The organism is Pseudoalteromonas sp. T1lg122, from assembly GCF_002964825.1.
Lineage (GTDB): Bacteria > Pseudomonadota > Gammaproteobacteria > Enterobacterales > Alteromonadaceae > Pseudoalteromonas > Pseudoalteromonas gelatinilytica.
Genome location: NZ_PQCG01000034.1, coordinates 572,952 through 589,355, shown reverse-complemented (window position 1 = coordinate 589,355; position 16,404 = coordinate 572,952). Strand labels below are relative to the sequence as shown.

The window sequence follows — 16,404 nt, the reverse complement described above, 5'->3', positions numbered from 1 at the left end:
CTTAATTATTTAGCTAGATTAAAAAATGACGTATATTTAGCGTGTTTATAATCTGTGTACACGTGCTTAAGAAAGAGAAGTTGCAATGCAAAGAGTATTAGTAGTTGAAGACAGTAAAGTAGTACAGCAAGTGTTACGTCACCTCGCTGCTCACTATTTAGATGTGGCTGTCGACTTTGCGTGGTCTTTAAAAGAGGGCGTCTCTTTAATATCAGAGCACGATTACACCTTGGCTTTAGTCGATTTAACGCTACCTGATGCGATGAACGGCGAAGTAGCTAAATACACCTTATCAAAAAACATCCCGACCGTTGTTCTGACATCAAAGATTGATGAATACATTCGCCAGCAAATGTTAGAGCTGGGAGTGGTTGATTATGTCGTTAAAGATAACCGCGACTCCTACCATTATGCGATAAAACTTGTTGCACAATTACTTAGAAACGATGGTAGCAAAGCGCTGGTAGCGGATGACTCAGTACTAAGCCGCACTTTAATGAAGCAAATGCTCGAAAAGCAATTATTTGATGTGCGTGATGCCCAAGATGGTGAGCAAGCACTCCAAATACTTAAAGATGACCCTGAAATCAAGCTATTACTTACTGACTATGCTATGCCAACGATGGATGGTTTTGAGCTAGTTAAAGCGGTACGTAATTTCCGCGGCCGTGATGACTTAGCAATTATCGGCTTATCAGGTGCTGGTAAGCATGGGTTATCGGCGCGCTTTATTAAATACGGCGCAAACGACTTTTTAACTAAGCCGTTTATGAATGAAGAGTTTCATTGCCGCGTTATGCAAACCATGGAGCAGCTTGCTTTAATAGCAGATATAAAAGAAAGCGCATACCGCGACCATTTAACAGGCTTGCATAATCGTCGCTATTTTTATCAATACGCTGAAAAACTGCTTAAAAATGTTGAGCAAGAAAACGTACTGGCTTTGCTTGATATCGACTTCTTTAAAAATGTGAACGACCAGTTTGGTCACGAAGCCGGTGATCAGGCACTAAAACAAGTGTCTTCATTTTTAAAGACTAAATTTGATGACTTCACCATAGCGAGAATTGGCGGCGAAGAATTTGCTGTGGTACTGCATAATATGGATTTAGCTAAGGCCGAATCAAGGCTCAATACCTTCAGAGAGCAGTTAGCGAGTCATGCCTTTTCAATTAATGGTGAGCCTTACTCATTAACCATGAGTATTGGTATGACCCAATTCCAAAAAGTATCGCTTACAGCCGCAATGCGCATTGCTGATAAGGCGCTATACCAAGCTAAACAGCAAGATCGGAACTGCTTAGTGAAGCTATAGTTGTGCTAATTGCACCAGCGCTGGTTAATTGTTAAAAAAATGCACCATTAGGGTGCATTTTTTTTGTGCAAAAACCAAATTTGTTTTTTAACTTATTGAAAATAAATAATAAAAAATAGTGGCACAAAGGTTGGATTGTATAAGCCAACAGGATAACAATAAGCGTCCGAAGGGGGCCACTATGAAAATGATTAGTGCAATAATAAAGCCATTCAAACTTGATGATGTACGTGAAGCATTGGCTGATTTAGGCATTGAGGGGATGACAGTTGTCGACGTTAAAGGCTTTGGCCGTCAACGTGGTCATACTGAGCTATATCGTGGAGCTGAATACCAAGTCGATTTTATTCCAAAGATCAAACTTGAAATTGCAACTCGTAGCGAAAATTGTCAACGCGTTGTTGAAACCATCACAAAAATTGCTTCAACAGGCAAAATTGGTGACGGCAAAATTTTTGTTTACGACCTAGACCAAATCGTTCGTATCCGTACTGGCGAACTTGATGAAGAAGCAATTTAAGGGGGAATTATGGAAAACACTATCGTAGAGTTGAAGTTCTCACTCGACACATTTTACTTTTTGATGTCGGGTGTTTTAGTAATGTGGATGGCGGCTGGTTTCGCTATGCTTGAAGCAGGTTTAGTTCGTGCAAAAAATACAACAGAAATTCTAACTAAAAACGTTGCACTATTTTCTATTGCCTGCACTATGTTTTTATTAGTGGGTTACAACATCATGTATGTTGATAACGCAGAAGGTGGTTTTATCCCTTCATTTGGTGCATTAATTGGCACTCAAGCTGCTGATGCAAATCACTCTTTAGAGTCTGATTTTTTCTTCCAAGTTGTGTTCGTAGCGACAGCTATGTCAATCGTATCTGGTGCGGTTGCTGAGCGTATGAAGCTATGGGCATTCTTAGTATTTACCGTTATCTTAACGGGTTTTATCTACCCAATCGAAGGCTACTGGACATGGGGCGCAGGCTTCCTTTCAGCAATGGGCTTTGTTGACTTCGCAGGTTCTGCCATCGTTCATGGCGCAGGTGCTGCTGCAGCGCTAGCGGGCGTACTATTCTTAGGTGCTCGTAAAGGTAAATACGGCAAAAATGGTGAAATCTACCCAATTCCAGGTTCTAACTTACCGTTAGCAACATTGGGTACATTAATCCTTTGGATGGGTTGGTTTGGTTTCAATGGTGGTTCTCAACTACTTGTATCTGACGCTGAAAACGCAACTGCAGTAGGTAAAATCTTCTTAAACACTAACGCAGCAGCAGCATGTGGCGCAATTGCAGCACTGTTTGTATGTAAAGTGTTATGGGGTAAAGCAGATTTAACTATGGTTCTGAATGGTGCATTAGCAGGTCTGGTAACCATTACAGCAGAGCCAGCATCACCAACACCATTACTTGCTTGTTTACTTGGTTTATTAGGTGGTTCTCTGGTTGTATTTAGCATCGTTGCTCTTGATAAAGCAAAAATCGATGACCCAGTAGGTGCTATCTCTGTACACGGTGTATGTGGTGCATTAGGTATCATGTTAGTGCCACTTTCAAACTCAGATGCAACCTTCGTTAATCAATTAATTGGCTTAGTATGTATCTTAGGATTTGTGTTCATCGCGTCATCAATCGTGTGGGCAATCCTGAAAAATACCATGGGTATCCGTGTTACCGAAGAAGAAGAATTAAACGGTATGGATCAACATGACTGTGGTATCGATGCTTACCCAGAGTTTGTATCAGTTCGCAGTAACTAATCTCAGTGCGTGCAATTGCACGCACACAACAATATCATTGTGTGTTCAAATCAAAGCTCTACTTAGGTAGGGCTTTTTTGCATTTAAATAAGCCTTTTCTGATAGGCGAAATAGCTATTTGTTGACTATGCTTAATATTCCAAACTAACAAGGAAAAACGATGGATAACAAACTCTTGCTTATAATAATTTCGCTGTTTTTACCGCCTGTTGCGGTATTTTTAAAAGCGGGTGCGGGTAAAGACTTAGTGATTAACATTATTCTATGCTTTATCTTCTTTATACCTGCTGTGATCCACTCACTCTGGTTGTGTACACGCTAAACGAGTTTAAGTGACTGTTAATTTTACTGGTGTTAAAATTACGCTATTCACGGTGTAATCCTGTAAAATTAACTGACCTATAGCGAACTCAATGGCTGATAAAAAAACTCCTGCAAAAAAGTCGTCTAGTAAACCGAAGGCGTCGTCAAAAAATACTACCGCTAAACGTTCAAGCTCATCGCAAGCACCAGCGAAAGCGGGCGTGCTACGAAAACTTTGGTCAATTTTTTGGAAATTAACGATGGCAGTCATTATTGCCATGGTGCTGTATCTTATTTATTTGGATGCAAAAATTACTCGCCAATTTGAAGGCAACAAATGGCAGTTACCCGCACAAGTATATGCCCGTGCAATGAGCTTTTATCCTGGGCAGTATTTATCTCAGCAAGAGGTCATTTGGGAGCTAAACCGTTTAAATTACTCATCTGTAAATAAGCTAAGCCGAACAGGTCAGTATGTTAAATCTGCTAACAGTATTAAAGTGTACCGTCGTGAATTTGAGTTTTATGATGGCCTTGAGGATGCACACGTTATTGAGCTGCGTTTTTCAGGGCAGAAATTAGCAACCATCAAAGATAAATTTGGCCGTCGTTTAAGTAATGCTCGATTAGAGCCTGTTCAAATAGCTCGTATTGGTAATGACTCAAAGCAAGACCGCGAGTTTGTGCCGCTTGATAAATTTCCGCCGATGCTAAAGGACACTTTACTGGTGGTTGAAGATCGTAATTTCTATCAACACCATGGTGTATCTGTGTGGTCAATTATGCGTGCTTTATACAGTAATATTAAAGCCGGACGTACAGTGCAAGGGGGCAGTACATTAACCCAGCAATTAGCAAAGAATATATACCTTACCCGTGAGCGTTCACTGGTGCGTAAGTTTAATGAAGCGCTTATCGCCTTGATATTAGATTACCGCTACAGCAAAGATGAAATTTTAGAAGCCTATCTGAATGAAGTGTATTTGGGTCAGTCTTACAATCAAGGTGTTCACGGTATGGGTCTTGCCGCTGAGTTTTATTTTTCAAAGCCTGTGGATGAGCTTGAATACGACCAAATTGCGCTATTAGTGGCTATGGTTAAAGGTCCTTCATATTACAACCCGCGTCGTTATAGTGAACGTGCAATGGAACGCCGTGATCTAGTACTACGTTTAATGGTTGAAAATAAGCTAATTGATACCCGTGAATATCGCGCAGCATTAAAGCGCCCTATTGATATTGCACCAATGAAAGACAGCCTGCAAAAGTCATATCCTGGTTACTTAGAGCTTGTTGACCGTGAGTTAAAACGTCTATTACCCGATCAACAAGTGTTGGATGCGGGGGTTCGAGTATTCACCTATTTTGATTTACAAAAGCAAACGGCCATGGAAGAGTCGGTTGAAGCAAGCCTACCATACCTTGAAAAGCGCCCTAATACCGAAGAACTTGAGGCGGCGATGATCTCTGTTAACGTTGAAAAGGGTGGGGTATCGGCGTTAGTTGCAGGCCGTGACGTGCGTTATTTTGGTTTTAACCGTGTGCTTGATACCAAACGTAATATTGGCTCATTGGTTAAGCCTGCGGTTTATTTAACTGCGTTTGAAAGTGGTCAGTTTAATGTTGCCACATTGGTGGATGACTCACCGCTGCAAGTGACTAATGAGCAGGGTAAAGTGTGGCAACCTGAGAACTTCGACAAGCAGTTCCGCGGCCCTATGCCTCTTTATAAAGCATTTAGTAACAGTATTAATATTCCTGCGGTTAACACGGGTCTTGATGTTGGTGTAGATAAAGTCGCTGATACCTTGAAGCGTTTAGGTGTAGAAGGGCGTATTGATCAATACCCGTCGTTACTTTTAGGTGCACTTGAGCTATCTAGCTTTGAAGTAGCGCAGCTTTATACAACCCTTGCCGCAGATGGTCAGTACCGTGAATTAACGTCTATTTCAGCCCTTACAGACTCAGTAGGTAAAGTGCTTTATAAGCATGATGTCAGCTCACAAAAACGCTTTGATGATGCATCAATTTACATGACGAAGTATGCAATGAAGCGCGTGACTAAAGATGGCACGGCTAAACGCCTAAATGCTCATTTCCCATCGATTCAGCTTGCTGGTAAAACAGGCACTAGTAACGAATTACGCGATAGCTGGTTTGCCGGTTTTGACCAAAACACCGTGACCGTTGCATGGATTGGCCGCGACGATAACAAGAGCACAGGTTTAACTGGCAGTGTTGGCGCACTAGAAGCTTACATTCGTTACCTTAAACCACTCAACCCTGAAGCCATAGCAGATACTCGTCCGGCTTCTATTCGTTGGGCATTCATTAATGAAGAAACCGGCCTGCAAGCGCCTCCGGGTTGTGGCAAAGTGGTGCAGCTCCCCATTCGTGCAAGCGAGTTTGAGCCTAGACCTAATTGTCAGCGTTAAACTTGGCCATTGAATTATTTAGCTCAACACAAAGTTGAGCTAAATTTTGTACGCTATCCATTGCCATTAGTGCACTTTTCTCAGTACCTTTGGCAAGATCTCTGACGTCTTCAGCGTGGTGTAAAGCGTTTTGAATGGCAGTGCCTTGCTGACTGACTTGTACTGCAATTTGTTTTCCCTGCAAGCCAATATCAGACATTGATGCTGCGACAGCTAATAAGTTATCTTTAGTGTGCTCAGCGCTTTGTGAACCTTGCTCCATCTTCTGTACACTTGCTTGCATTTTATCTTGGGTGAGTTTTGTTGCCCCCTGAAGCGAATTAATTATTTGATGGATCTCATGAGTTTGCTGCTGAGTGCGTTTTGCAAGTGTTCTTACCTCATCTGCGACTACGGCAAAGCCACGGCCTTGCTCACCGGCTCTAGCTGCTTCAATAGCTGCATTCAATGCAAGTAGGTTAGTTTGCTCGGCAATTTCATTAATACCATTACTCACGCTGCTAATCGCTTGGCTATCTTTCGCTAGTAAAGCTAAAGCGGCAAGACCCTCGTTAAACTCCTGCTGTAAAAGACTCATATGTGTGGCTAAGTGTGCACTTTCATCTGCCCCTTTTTGCACTTGCTTAGCGGCTGACGAGGCTAACTCAATGGCTTGTGATGCTGACACTTCAACATGCTCTGCTGCTTGATTCATTTCAGATAACGATTGGCTAATCGTGGTAACTCTTTGCTGTTGTACTTGTACATCTTGATTCGTTTTTTCAGAATGATTCGTAACGCTATTCGTTGTTGCTATGACACTATTTGTTGTGTGTCTAACTTCATTCACCATTAAAGTAAATGATGCCAGTACATGATTAAATTCTTTACCAATTGTGGTTAGTTCATCTTTTCCTGTTACGTTTAAGCGTGCTGATATATCGCCCAGTGCTGCGCGGTTAGCCGTTTTAGAAAACAGATCTAATGTATCAACAACGAGCCGATAAAAGCCAAGCATTAAGTAACTGGCAATCATCAAAGACAAAAGAGCAGCTGCAATAACTAGATACAGTATGAATTGCTGCTGGCTTAACTTGTCGCTGATGATGCGCATAAGAGTGGGTTCAGTGGTTGCTATATAGCGCTCAATACTTTCTTTTAAGCTGGTTTTTAAACTCAAAAATTGTGCTTGGCTCAATTCAATCGTATCTGGCTCGAGCAGCTTTTGAGTTAGCTGTTGTGAGAACTGAGTTATGTTTTCAATGAGTGCCTCAGTAGCAGGGGAAAGCTGCTCTTTTAAGTTACTATCTTGTTCAATTGCAATCGTGAACGCATCTTTAAATTGCGATGATAGTTGCGGTAGCGCTTTAATTTGATTGGATAAGGTAATAAAACTTGCAGGTGTGAACTGGCCCTGTTTTAGTACTTGGTCAGTGCTCTGATAGGTTTCATTCAGGTGATAGATTATGTCAGGTAAGTGAGTGACAAGGGTGCGATTTAAATAATTGATTGCTAAATTTTGACTGACTGCTAATTGTGACTCAATTGATACTTGCTCCAGAATATTGCCAGTATTGTTAGCATTTTTTAAATACCCAAGTTGCTGCGCTGAGCTCTGCATTGCTTGTTGATTGTTATCGACAACATGTGTCAACAGCAAACGGTAACTCGTAATTCCTTTGTACTGTTGTTGTGAAATTTTAATATTTTGATTTAAAAGGCTTATTAAGAAAAACAAGCTAAGACAAAGTGGGAAAACCAATAAACTAAATAGTAAAGTTATTTTGTGTTTGTACTTAAGTTGCGCCATTAAATTAACAGCAGGTGTAATTAGCCTATTCACAGTTGCCTCGAAACATTGTCAGTCGAAACTAGATAGACCGATAAATAGGAATTTTTCATTCAAATAAAAAAGCCCTCACACTTTCATGTGAGGGCTTTGTTCAAAAATAAATGGATTAAAGCTTCGCGAATGCGCGCTCTGCAGCTGCAATGGTGTCGTTGATCTCTTTTTCAGAGTGTTCAGCGCACACAAAGCCAGCTTCAAACGCAGAAGGAGCTAGGTAAACACCTTCTTCAAGCATTAAGTGGAAGAACTTTTTGAAGCGCTCTAAATCACACTCAGTCGCTTGTTGGTAGCTAGTTACTTTTTCTTTATCAGTAAAGAAGAAGCCGTACATACCACCTGCATAGTTTGTTGTAAGTGCAATGCCTGCTTTTTTCGCAGCGGCTTCAAAGCCTTCACAAATAGCTTTACTTTTAGCTTCTAGTTCATCGTGTAGGCCTTCAGCACATAATAGCTCAAGTGACTTTAAGCCTGCTGCCATGGCAATTGGGTTGCCTGATAATGTACCCGCTTGATAAACAGGGCCAACAGGTGCGATGAAATCCATGATTTCTTTCTTACCGCCAAATGCACCTACTGGCATACCGCCACCGATTACTTTACCTAAACACGTTAGGTCTGGTTTGATGTTGTAGTAAGCTTGTGCGCCACCTAAGGCAACACGGAAACCTGTCATTACTTCATCAAAAATAAGCACAGATTTGTATTCATCACACACCTCACGCAGACCTTCTAAGAAGCCTGGTACAGGTGGAATACAGTTCATGTTGCCAGCAACTGGCTCAACGATGATACAAGCGATTTCGTCAGCGTATTTTGCAAAAATTGCTTTTACTTCATCAAGGTTGTTAAACGACACAGTTAAGGTGTGCTTAGCAAAATCTTCAGGAATACCTGGTGAGTTAGGTACACCCATAGTCAGTGCGCCTGAGCCTGCTTTTACTAGTAGTGAGTCAGCATGACCGTGGTAACAGCCTTCAAACTTTAAGATTTTGTCACGGCCAGTGAAACCACGTGCTAAGCGAATCGCACTCATTGTAGCTTCAGTCCCTGAGCTTACCATACGAACTTTTTCGATAGATGGTACTAGCTCTTTTACTTTTTCGGCCATTAAGATTTCAGTTTCGGTTGGCGCACCATAGCTTAGGCCATTTTCAACGGCTTCTAATACCGCTTGTTTGATAGCAGGGTGGTTATGACCCATAATCATTGGTCCCCATGAACCAACGTAATCGATATAACGGTTACCATCAGCATCAAAGGTAAAAGGACCTTCTGCTTTAGTGATGAATAAAGGAGTACCGCCAACGCCATTGAAGGCACGAACTGGTGAGTTTACACCGCCTGGGATTGATTCTTGCGCGCGATTAAAAAGATCTTGGCTAATTGTCATGAATAGTCCTATTGGGTTGTCACGTTAAATGAGTTGGTTTGCGAGGGCTCAACGAGCCCCAAACGAAGCAAGTTAGCTATTACGTTTACGGCTAAACCAAGGCACGTCGACTTCATATTGCTCAACTTTGTCGGCAACATCTAAGGTTAGAGCAAATAACGCCATGCGAATTAACACGCCATTTTGTACTTGGCGGAAAATTGCTAGGTTGTCGTTGCTATTTAAATCGTTATCAAGCTCGTTTGCCTCTAAACGGCTGTCACGAGGGAGTGGGTGCATCAATACAGAGTTTGGCTTACAGTGTGCGTTGTAAATAGCCTGACTGATACGGAAACCACCACGGTATTTGTTAGCTTCTTCTTGTGAAGGGAAGCGCTCTTCTTGGATACGGGTTTGATACACAATATCGGCCGCCAAATTGCCTTCCATTTTATCAACAACTTGAATTTTATGGCCTGCGTTATCAACGGCATCTAAAATGTAGTCTGGCATTTGTAAGCCATCAGGTGCCACCATAGAGAATTTAACGTCTTTATAATGACACAGTAATTTAGATAAAGAGTGCACAGTACGGCCATATTTTAAATCACCCACTAGGGCAATATGCATACCGTCGATACCTTGGTTGAAACGGCCAAGTTCACGTTCAATCGTTAATAAGTCAAGTAAGGCTTGAGTTGGGTGCTCATTCGGGCCGTCACCGCCATTAATCACTGGCACGTCACACCCGGTGGCAAACTCAGCAACAGAGCCTGCGTCAGGGTGGCGCATTGCGACTGCATCTGCATACGCTGAGATAACGCGAGCGGTGTCATACAAAGACTCACCTTTTGCAAGCGCTGAGCTTTGCATGCCTGTTGTTTCGCGGACTAAACCACCTAGTAAGTTAAATGCCGTACCAAAACTTACGCGAGTACGCGTGCTTGGTTCAAAGAACAAGTTCGCTAAAATTGCGCCCTCTAAAACATTGGTGCGCTTTTGCTTTTTAGCATAAGGCTCCATTTTCTTAGCAACTGCAAAAATACGTTCAATACAATCTCGATCAAGCTGATTGACCGACAGGATATTTTCACCTTGGAAACTTAGCATGGGGTTTGTTCCTAATCACATTTATAGGGCGCTGGCACTCGGTATGGGAGGCCGCATAAATTTGCGCAGTACTATAGCAAATTTTTAGCGTACACAGCAGCAAATTATAAGTTAGGTTTAATAATTGCCAGTGCCACTATAGCTAAAAGGATGAGTACCGGAACTTCATTAAAAATACGGTAAAAACGATCGCTGCGTTTATTGCGATCATGCTTAAAATCAGCCAGTAATTTAAAGCAGTAGCCATGATAGATATAAAGAATAATTACTAATACGAGTTTGTAGTGCAGCCACATACTGTATCTAAACCAATCACGGCCATATTCAACAATAGTTAAAACGCCAAACACCAGTGTTAAAACGGCAAACGGGGTGACAAAATACAGTAAACGGCGCTCCATTACTTTTAGCATTGAGTTACAGGCTTTTTCTTCGCTCATCGCGTGGTAAACAAACAGTCGTGGCAGGTAAAAAATACCGGCAAACCAAGCAATCATAAAAAATACGTGGAAGGTTTTATAAACTAATAGCGCAGTCATTTAAGCATCCATTTTAATTGTTATAACAAGCTGTTGCGTATGGTAAGGATATGTCTGATTTGGTCCCAACGCAAAAGACCCATAATTTGTTGGTTATCAAGCAGGTTGTAAATATACACCGCACCGCTGCGTTTATCTTTAAGTAAATCAAAAGCATCGGCTAAAGTCGCCTGGCTGCTAAGACCGGCAAGGCTGACATATTTGATGTTACTGTTTTGGTCAGACATCAAACTTAAATCATATTCTGCAAGGCGATAGCCATTTTCTTCATCATGGACAATAAGCGGTGTTTGGCTATCAAGGGCATCGAGCGATTCTTTGATTTGTTGTTTGTCGTCACTGTAGAGTAGTTTGAACTGTTCATCCATTTCATCCATCACACCTACCTTTTGTAAGGCTTCTGTGGCAGGGGATATTTGATATTCAAGCCCTTGGAAATCGAGTTGTTGCATAAAAATAGAGCGGTTACCAAAAAACTGCAACGCCGTGACATAAGCCGTTGAAATCACCAACATGGCTGGCACAATAATCTCTGGGCTTGAGGTTAACTCCATAACCGTAGTGAGTGCTGCTAGTGGTGCGTGCAATGTGGCAGCCAATAATCCCGCCATGCCAAGCATGCTATAAGTCCCTGTGATATCAACGCCCGGACTAATAAACTGCGCGAAAAAGGCCATTAAGGTGCCCATTAATACCCCAAGCCCAATGACTGGGCCGATAATCCCGCCAGGGATACCCAAGCCAATAGCAAATAAGGTGGCGAGTAATTTGGCAATCAAAATGGTTGTTAAAAACTGCACATCATCTGGTGATTCAATGGCAATAGTGATAGCGCTCATACCCGAGCCCATCGCATGGGGAACCATATAAGCAATTAAGCCCGCGATTAAACCTGCCAGCAATAGACGAGGGAACATACTTAGCGGTTTAAAGGTGCGGATTATAAGCATCAAGTTTTGGTTAAATGCATAAGCAACAGCACCAAGTGCCATACCAAATATGATTAAAAATGGGTAATGCCAGCCACTCAATGGATTCATGGTTATAAGGGCAAGCTCTGAAGCATCACCAAATACAAATTGAGTTGCTAATGCACCGGTAACCGCAGCGAGCATAATGGGCACGAAAATATGCACTTTATATTCCCTGAGCACTACCTCCATTACAAAAATAACGGCAGCAAGTGGGGTGTTAAATGAAGCCGCAATCCCGGCTGCCACACCGCATCCAGTGAGGGTACGCATGGCATTGTGTGGAAGATGTAACTTATCGGCCAATAAACTGGCACCTGTTGCACCCATGTGTACTGATGGGCCTTCTCGACCGACCGAAAAACCACTAATAAGGGCTAATGCACCACCGACAAATTGGTTTACCGTGTTGTAAAGCGGCATATGGCCATAGTGTTTTTTAATGCGGTGGATTACAAACGGAATACCCAAACGATAATGTTTAAATCCTGTAAGCGCCGCAAATAAGGCAATTAACAGCGCTGCACCAACTGGAAGTAATATTCGCTCAAAGGTCGGTAATGTTGTGAAGTCATCAGGCTTATCTAAAAATAAGCTTTGAAAAAACATGATGGTAAGGCGGAAGAATATGATTAACACTGCCGCAATTAGTCCTGCACTTACACCAAGTAAGCACAATTGCACAGATGTTTTAGGCTTTGCTAGGCGACGTCTCAGTCTCTCAAGCCACATGCATATTTCCTCACAGCACTTTTGAGCCGCAGTTTAGCAAATCAAATTCACTAAGTCGTTGGGATTTTATAATTTTATCCGCTTTTTGGGTAAATATAGCTAATCTGTGCCGTGTTGATTAATTTGCTGTGTTAATTCAGGTAAGCGAGCACGAATGGCGTTGGATAATTCATCTACAAGCGGGGCGTGTTTTTTATGAATAATGGTATTAACAGCCATTTGCCTTAATACAACCACAGAGAAGTCTTTTTTATAGGTATTGATATCATTATTGAGCGCAGGGTAGAGAGCGAAATCAACACGGCCTTTTTTTAGCATGGTAAGCGTGTGACTTAAGTCTTCGTTGTGCATGATCTCAGCTTTTATATCAAATTCGTTGAGGATTTCGACATCACCAATCGAACTCATAACCCGATTGCGAGGGTCGTATAAATTATCCCGATCGCATGGCAGCGATTTTCTACATAGGAGCACCAAGTTGATAATACCAAGGCTTGGTTCTACGACAATAACATTCTCGAACTTTTTAAGGTTGCTTTTTGAACGCACGATATCGCCATCAACAATGCCTGCATTAAGTAATAACACACCTCTGCGGGATGGCGTTGCTTGCATTTGAGTTTTGATATTTAAATCATTATAAACCTGTTCAATAAACGCTTTAAAAGGGGCTATTCGCGGTATGTCTATATAGGTTAGTAACAACTTATTTGGTCGAGAGTAGTTTTGCACTAAAGATTGTTTAGCGGCAAATAAATCATTCAGTAAGGCAATTTTAGCTTTGTTTTCAGCGTCATTACGTATGCCAATCACTAATGGGAAGTCGGTAAATTGACTCACTATTTTGGGCTCTGGTAGGTTTTGCTGCTCAGCAAAATAGTTAAGTACTTTTGGTGCAGTAATCGCAAAATTAATCTGCTTAGTTTGCATCAAGTGGAATAGTTCTTCATCGTTTGCTGTTTGTACTATGCTACCTGCATAGGATTGAATCACTTTTTCAACCACATCTGGATAGATATAAGGCTCAACAACGCCGACTTTATTTTCACTAAAAAGCTGCTCAATATTTTCAAAATCTTGTGGATTAGATTGCGTGGTAATGACGGCTAATTGAGAATTTAAAATAGTGGGTGAGGCAACAAATCCGGGCATCATTTCAGAGGGCCAAGCAGGGTAATAGCCTAGGTAGCCAGTTAACTGGGCTTTTTTTATTGCATCTTGCCAAGGTAAATATTCAACCTCAAGGTTTATCGATTTTTTAGCAAGCGTATCTCTTAATAATGCAATGGCATCGCCGCCATTTGCCATTGTACTACTTGCATAAGGAGGGGCTTCTAAAGAGGTAATTTTCCATGTTTCTTGATACGAAGAATCGGCAGCTGCAAATGAGCTGAAAACAAGTACGATAAGAGGAAAAATTCGAGTAAGCATGGAAACAGAATTATTATTAATTGTTTAATAAGTATACGTCTAATTTAAACTTAATAGCATTTTTTCTTTGCTTATTTACAGCTAATAACATTACAGCTAAAGCAGTGATGTTTTTGGTCATACATACGTTTATCGGCCATGCTTAGCAACTCATCAAATGATTGGGCATCGTCGGGGTAAAGGGCAAAGCCAACACTTGCCTCAACGAGCAAGTCACCACACTCTGATTTTATCGGCGCCTTAATTGCGCAGATCAAACGTGATAGTGCACGGTTTATTTGTACTTGGTTCTCTATGTCGGTCACAATAACCACGAACTCATCACCACCAATGCGTGCAACGCAATCGGTCTTGCGAGCGGTGTCTTGCAGACGTTTAGCAACCTCTACCAGTACTTTGTCTCCTGTGGCATGACCGTGGGTATCGTTAATTGGCTTAAATTTATCAAGGTCAAAATACAGGCAGCCAACTTTAGAGCCTGTTCGTTCCACCCGCGCAAATTCTTGCTTGATAAATCGCTCAAGGGCACTGCGATTCGCTAAACCTGTTAGGTGATCTGTTTGCGCTAATTGCCTAATTTTTTTCTCTGCCATAACACGTTTCGTGATATCGAAATTAACGCCAATCATACTATTGCCGTATATTCGTCCATCGGCGTTGATATAGCGGGTTTTGCCAGAAGGTAAAACAATTTGAAACTCTGCATGGAACTCTTCGCCATTTAAAATTGCGAGTTTTAGCTTGTTTGTCACGTCTTCATATTCATCTGGGTGCAAGCTATTTGCCCAAGCTGAATAGTCCCCTTTAAATTCTGATTTTGGAATTTCAAATAAAGTGTGCATCCAGTCATCCCAAATCAGTTCATTGGTTTCAAAGTTCCACTCCCAAATACCAATATGGGCCGCATCAGCGGCCATGGCCATGCGTTGGTGTAAGTTTTCAAGCTCGGTTTTAGCTTGTTTTAGTTCAGTGACATCTTCAGAAACGTCCAATAAATACTGCGTTTTACCATTACTGTCTTTAATGGTGAGTTTTCGTGTTCTTAAGTAATGGGTATTGCCATCAATAGTAACTGGCTTTTCCTCTATAGTAAGGGTCTCATCACTTTTCAATACATCGCGGTCAGTTTGCACGAAGCTCACTGCTTGCTCATTACTGAAAATATCAAAGTCATTGAGCCCAATAAGTTGGTCTTTATTTTTGCCAAGTAATTGTTCGCCGGCTTTGTTGACATGGCTAAATGTTAAATGCTCAGCATCTTTAACAAACAACATGATGGGTAAATTATCGAAAATGGTTTGCGTAAAGGCCTCTTGGTTTCGAATATCAGACAAATCTTTTATCGTCGCCACATAAGGTCCTGACTCTTTTTTACCAATAGAGCTGATGGTTAACGTAATAGGAAATCGTTTTTTATTCGCTCGCTGTCCTTTCAATAGTCGACTGCTACTTTTTCCTGCCGTCCTTTTGCTAAGCTGTGAGTCTCGAAGAATCTCATCCAGTTCTAACGATTTTTCAGGGATCAGGGTACGAATATGCTTGCCTATTAAATCATGCGGCTGATAACCAAATACATGGATTGCAGCGGGGTTTGCAAATTCAATTTTTCCTTCATTATTAAAGCTAATAACCACATCTTGTACGGTATTTAGTACAGCTTTTAATTTCGCTGATAATAAGCTCCTTGCTCTGAGCTCAACAACACCCAATACAAACAGGCTTAATGCCACCAGTATAATGATAATAAGTTGTGCTAACGTCGAGTAGTCGTGAGTTGTAACATAGGTGGTGTATTCAGTTTCAAAAACCGACATCGAAATCATACCGATGTAATGCATTCCTGAAATTGCACTGCCCATTACCAAGGCAACAACTAGATTCATCCGTGTTTGATGAACCCCTTTGGCAAGTCTTAGTTCGTTAATTTTTAATGCAAGGCCTGACAACACAACCGCTACTATAATCGATAACGAGAATAACCAAGGCTCATAAGCCATATTGGCAGGCATAACCATCGCCATCATGCCAACAAAGTGCATCGAGCCAATGCCAGCGCCCATTAGCACACTTCTAAAAAGTAGCCCTTTGTCGGTTTGTAGTGCTGGTGATAGGACGATGTAACTGGCAAAGACACTTGGCAAAATTGATATCAAGGTAATGCTAATGTTGTATTCAATCGGGATGGGTAAGTTGTAGGCAAGCATGCCAACAAAATGCATACCCCAAATACCTATACCTAAAAAACACGACGCCATGATGGTCCAGATCTGACTTTCATTTTTTAGATAGGAGTGTTTGATGCGAGCTGATAATAAAAAAGAAATATACGAAGCAAATACGGCTGTAAGAATAGAAGCAAACACAAGGAGTAAATCGTATTCAGCCGGAATGACCTGCGCACTGCTTAATTGATCAGTTATAAAATGCAGCCTGAAATGCTCTATCACAATTATCTTCCCTCAGTGCAAAATCAGCCAGTCTAAATGTAGTACAAATTAACTTTAGTCCAAGGCAAATGGGTTATCCAGTTCGCTTGTTTATAATTGAGTTGACTCGTTGTCGATACTTGATTAAAACACTCGGGTATTAGATAATTGCAACCATTATAGGTT

12 protein-coding genes are annotated in these 16,404 nt (G+C 41.5%); 5 read left to right on the top strand and 7 right to left on the bottom strand.

Annotated elements, in window-relative coordinates; translation table 11 throughout:
- Positions 1-85 precede the first annotated feature (85 nt).
- The 5 genes from C2M33_RS20915 to mrcB all read left to right on the top strand — a co-directional run bounded on the left by C2M33_RS20915 (position 86) and on the right by mrcB (position 5,812).
- The gene (locus C2M33_RS20915; RefSeq protein WP_063706258.1) at positions 86-1,315 is read left to right on the top strand and encodes a diguanylate cyclase; all 1,230 of its coding nucleotides are present in this window, start codon (positions 86-88) and stop codon (positions 1,313-1,315) included.
- 181 nt (positions 1,316-1,496) lie between these two features.
- Entirely contained in the window at positions 1,497-1,835 is a 339-nt protein-coding gene (locus C2M33_RS20910; RefSeq protein WP_054554260.1) for a P-II family nitrogen regulator, read from the top strand.
- A gap of 9 nt (positions 1,836-1,844) precedes the next feature.
- Entirely contained in the window at positions 1,845-3,074 is a 1,230-nt protein-coding gene (locus tag C2M33_RS20905; protein WP_063706260.1) for an ammonium transporter, read from the top strand.
- A gap of 160 nt (positions 3,075-3,234) precedes the next feature.
- Positions 3,235-3,396: a YqaE/Pmp3 family membrane protein gene (locus C2M33_RS20900; protein ID WP_082401591.1), complete on the top strand. Its 162-nt coding sequence runs from the start codon at positions 3,235-3,237 to the stop codon at positions 3,394-3,396.
- 91 nt (positions 3,397-3,487) lie between these two features.
- Positions 3,488-5,812, top strand: a complete 2,325-nt coding sequence (gene mrcB / locus C2M33_RS20895; RefSeq protein ID WP_105175313.1) for a penicillin-binding protein 1B — start codon at positions 3,488-3,490, stop codon at positions 5,810-5,812.
- On the opposite strand, the gene C2M33_RS20890 is transcribed toward mrcB, so the two are convergent.
- The 7 genes from C2M33_RS20890 to C2M33_RS20860 all read right to left on the bottom strand — a co-directional run bounded on the left by C2M33_RS20890 (position 5,796) and on the right by C2M33_RS20860 (position 16,239).
- Positions 5,796-7,451: a methyl-accepting chemotaxis protein gene (locus tag C2M33_RS20890; RefSeq protein WP_158685615.1), complete on the bottom strand. Its 1,656-nt coding sequence runs from the start codon at positions 7,449-7,451 to the stop codon at positions 5,796-5,798. The two genes, mrcB and C2M33_RS20890, sit on opposite strands and share 17 nt — an antisense overlap.
- 298 nt (positions 7,452-7,749) lie before the next feature.
- Entirely contained in the window at positions 7,750-9,030 is a 1,281-nt protein-coding gene (gene hemL, locus C2M33_RS20885) for a glutamate-1-semialdehyde 2,1-aminomutase (RefSeq protein ID WP_063706269.1), read from the bottom strand.
- Positions 9,031-9,102: 72 nt separating this feature from the next.
- A complete protein-coding gene (locus C2M33_RS20880) occupies positions 9,103-10,119 on the bottom strand; it encodes an aspartate carbamoyltransferase (protein WP_063706271.1) in 1,017 nt (338 codons plus the stop codon).
- A 104-nt stretch (positions 10,120-10,223) separates the two neighbouring features.
- Complete coding sequence (locus tag C2M33_RS20875) at positions 10,224-10,658, bottom strand: CopD family protein (protein WP_063706273.1); 435 nt, start codon at positions 10,656-10,658, stop codon at positions 10,224-10,226.
- A gap of 20 nt (positions 10,659-10,678) precedes the next feature.
- Positions 10,679-12,361: a chloride channel protein gene (locus C2M33_RS20870; protein ID WP_105175311.1), complete on the bottom strand. Its 1,683-nt coding sequence runs from the start codon at positions 12,359-12,361 to the stop codon at positions 10,679-10,681.
- Between the two features lie 99 nt (positions 12,362-12,460).
- Positions 12,461-13,792 carry a transporter substrate-binding domain-containing protein gene (locus C2M33_RS20865; RefSeq protein WP_105175310.1) on the bottom strand — a complete coding sequence of 444 codons (1,332 nt, stop codon included), beginning with the start codon at positions 13,790-13,792 and terminating at the stop codon, positions 12,461-12,463.
- A gap of 71 nt (positions 13,793-13,863) precedes the next feature.
- The gene (locus tag C2M33_RS20860; RefSeq protein WP_105175309.1) at positions 13,864-16,239 is read right to left on the bottom strand and encodes a diguanylate cyclase domain-containing protein; all 2,376 of its coding nucleotides are present in this window, start codon (positions 16,237-16,239) and stop codon (positions 13,864-13,866) included.
- Positions 16,240-16,404: the final 165 nt, after the last annotated feature.

Excerpts from the sequence above, each read along its gene's own strand:
- C2M33_RS20915 (WP_063706258.1), top strand. The coding sequence starts at position 86 with ATGCAAAGAGTATTAGTAGTTGAAGACAGTAAAGTAGTACAGCAAGTG.
- C2M33_RS20910 (WP_054554260.1), top strand. The coding sequence starts at position 1,497 with ATGAAAATGATTAGTGCAATAATAAAGCCATTCAAACTTGATGATGTA.
- C2M33_RS20905 (WP_063706260.1), top strand. The coding sequence starts at position 1,845 with ATGGAAAACACTATCGTAGAGTTGAAGTTCTCACTCGACACATTTTAC.
- C2M33_RS20900 (WP_082401591.1), top strand. The coding sequence starts at position 3,235 with ATGGATAACAAACTCTTGCTTATAATAATTTCGCTGTTTTTACCGCCT.
- mrcB (WP_105175313.1), top strand. The coding sequence starts at position 3,488 with ATGGCTGATAAAAAAACTCCTGCAAAAAAGTCGTCTAGTAAACCGAAG.
- hemL (WP_063706269.1), bottom strand. The coding sequence starts at position 9,030 with ATGACAATTAGCCAAGATCTTTTTAATCGCGCGCAAGAATCAATCCCA.
- C2M33_RS20880 (WP_063706271.1), bottom strand. The coding sequence starts at position 10,119 with ATGCTAAGTTTCCAAGGTGAAAATATCCTGTCGGTCAATCAGCTTGAT.
- C2M33_RS20875 (WP_063706273.1), bottom strand. The coding sequence starts at position 10,658 with ATGACTGCGCTATTAGTTTATAAAACCTTCCACGTATTTTTTATGATT.
- C2M33_RS20870 (WP_105175311.1), bottom strand. The coding sequence starts at position 12,361 with ATGTGGCTTGAGAGACTGAGACGTCGCCTAGCAAAGCCTAAAACATCT.
- C2M33_RS20865 (WP_105175310.1), bottom strand. The coding sequence starts at position 13,792 with ATGCTTACTCGAATTTTTCCTCTTATCGTACTTGTTTTCAGCTCATTT.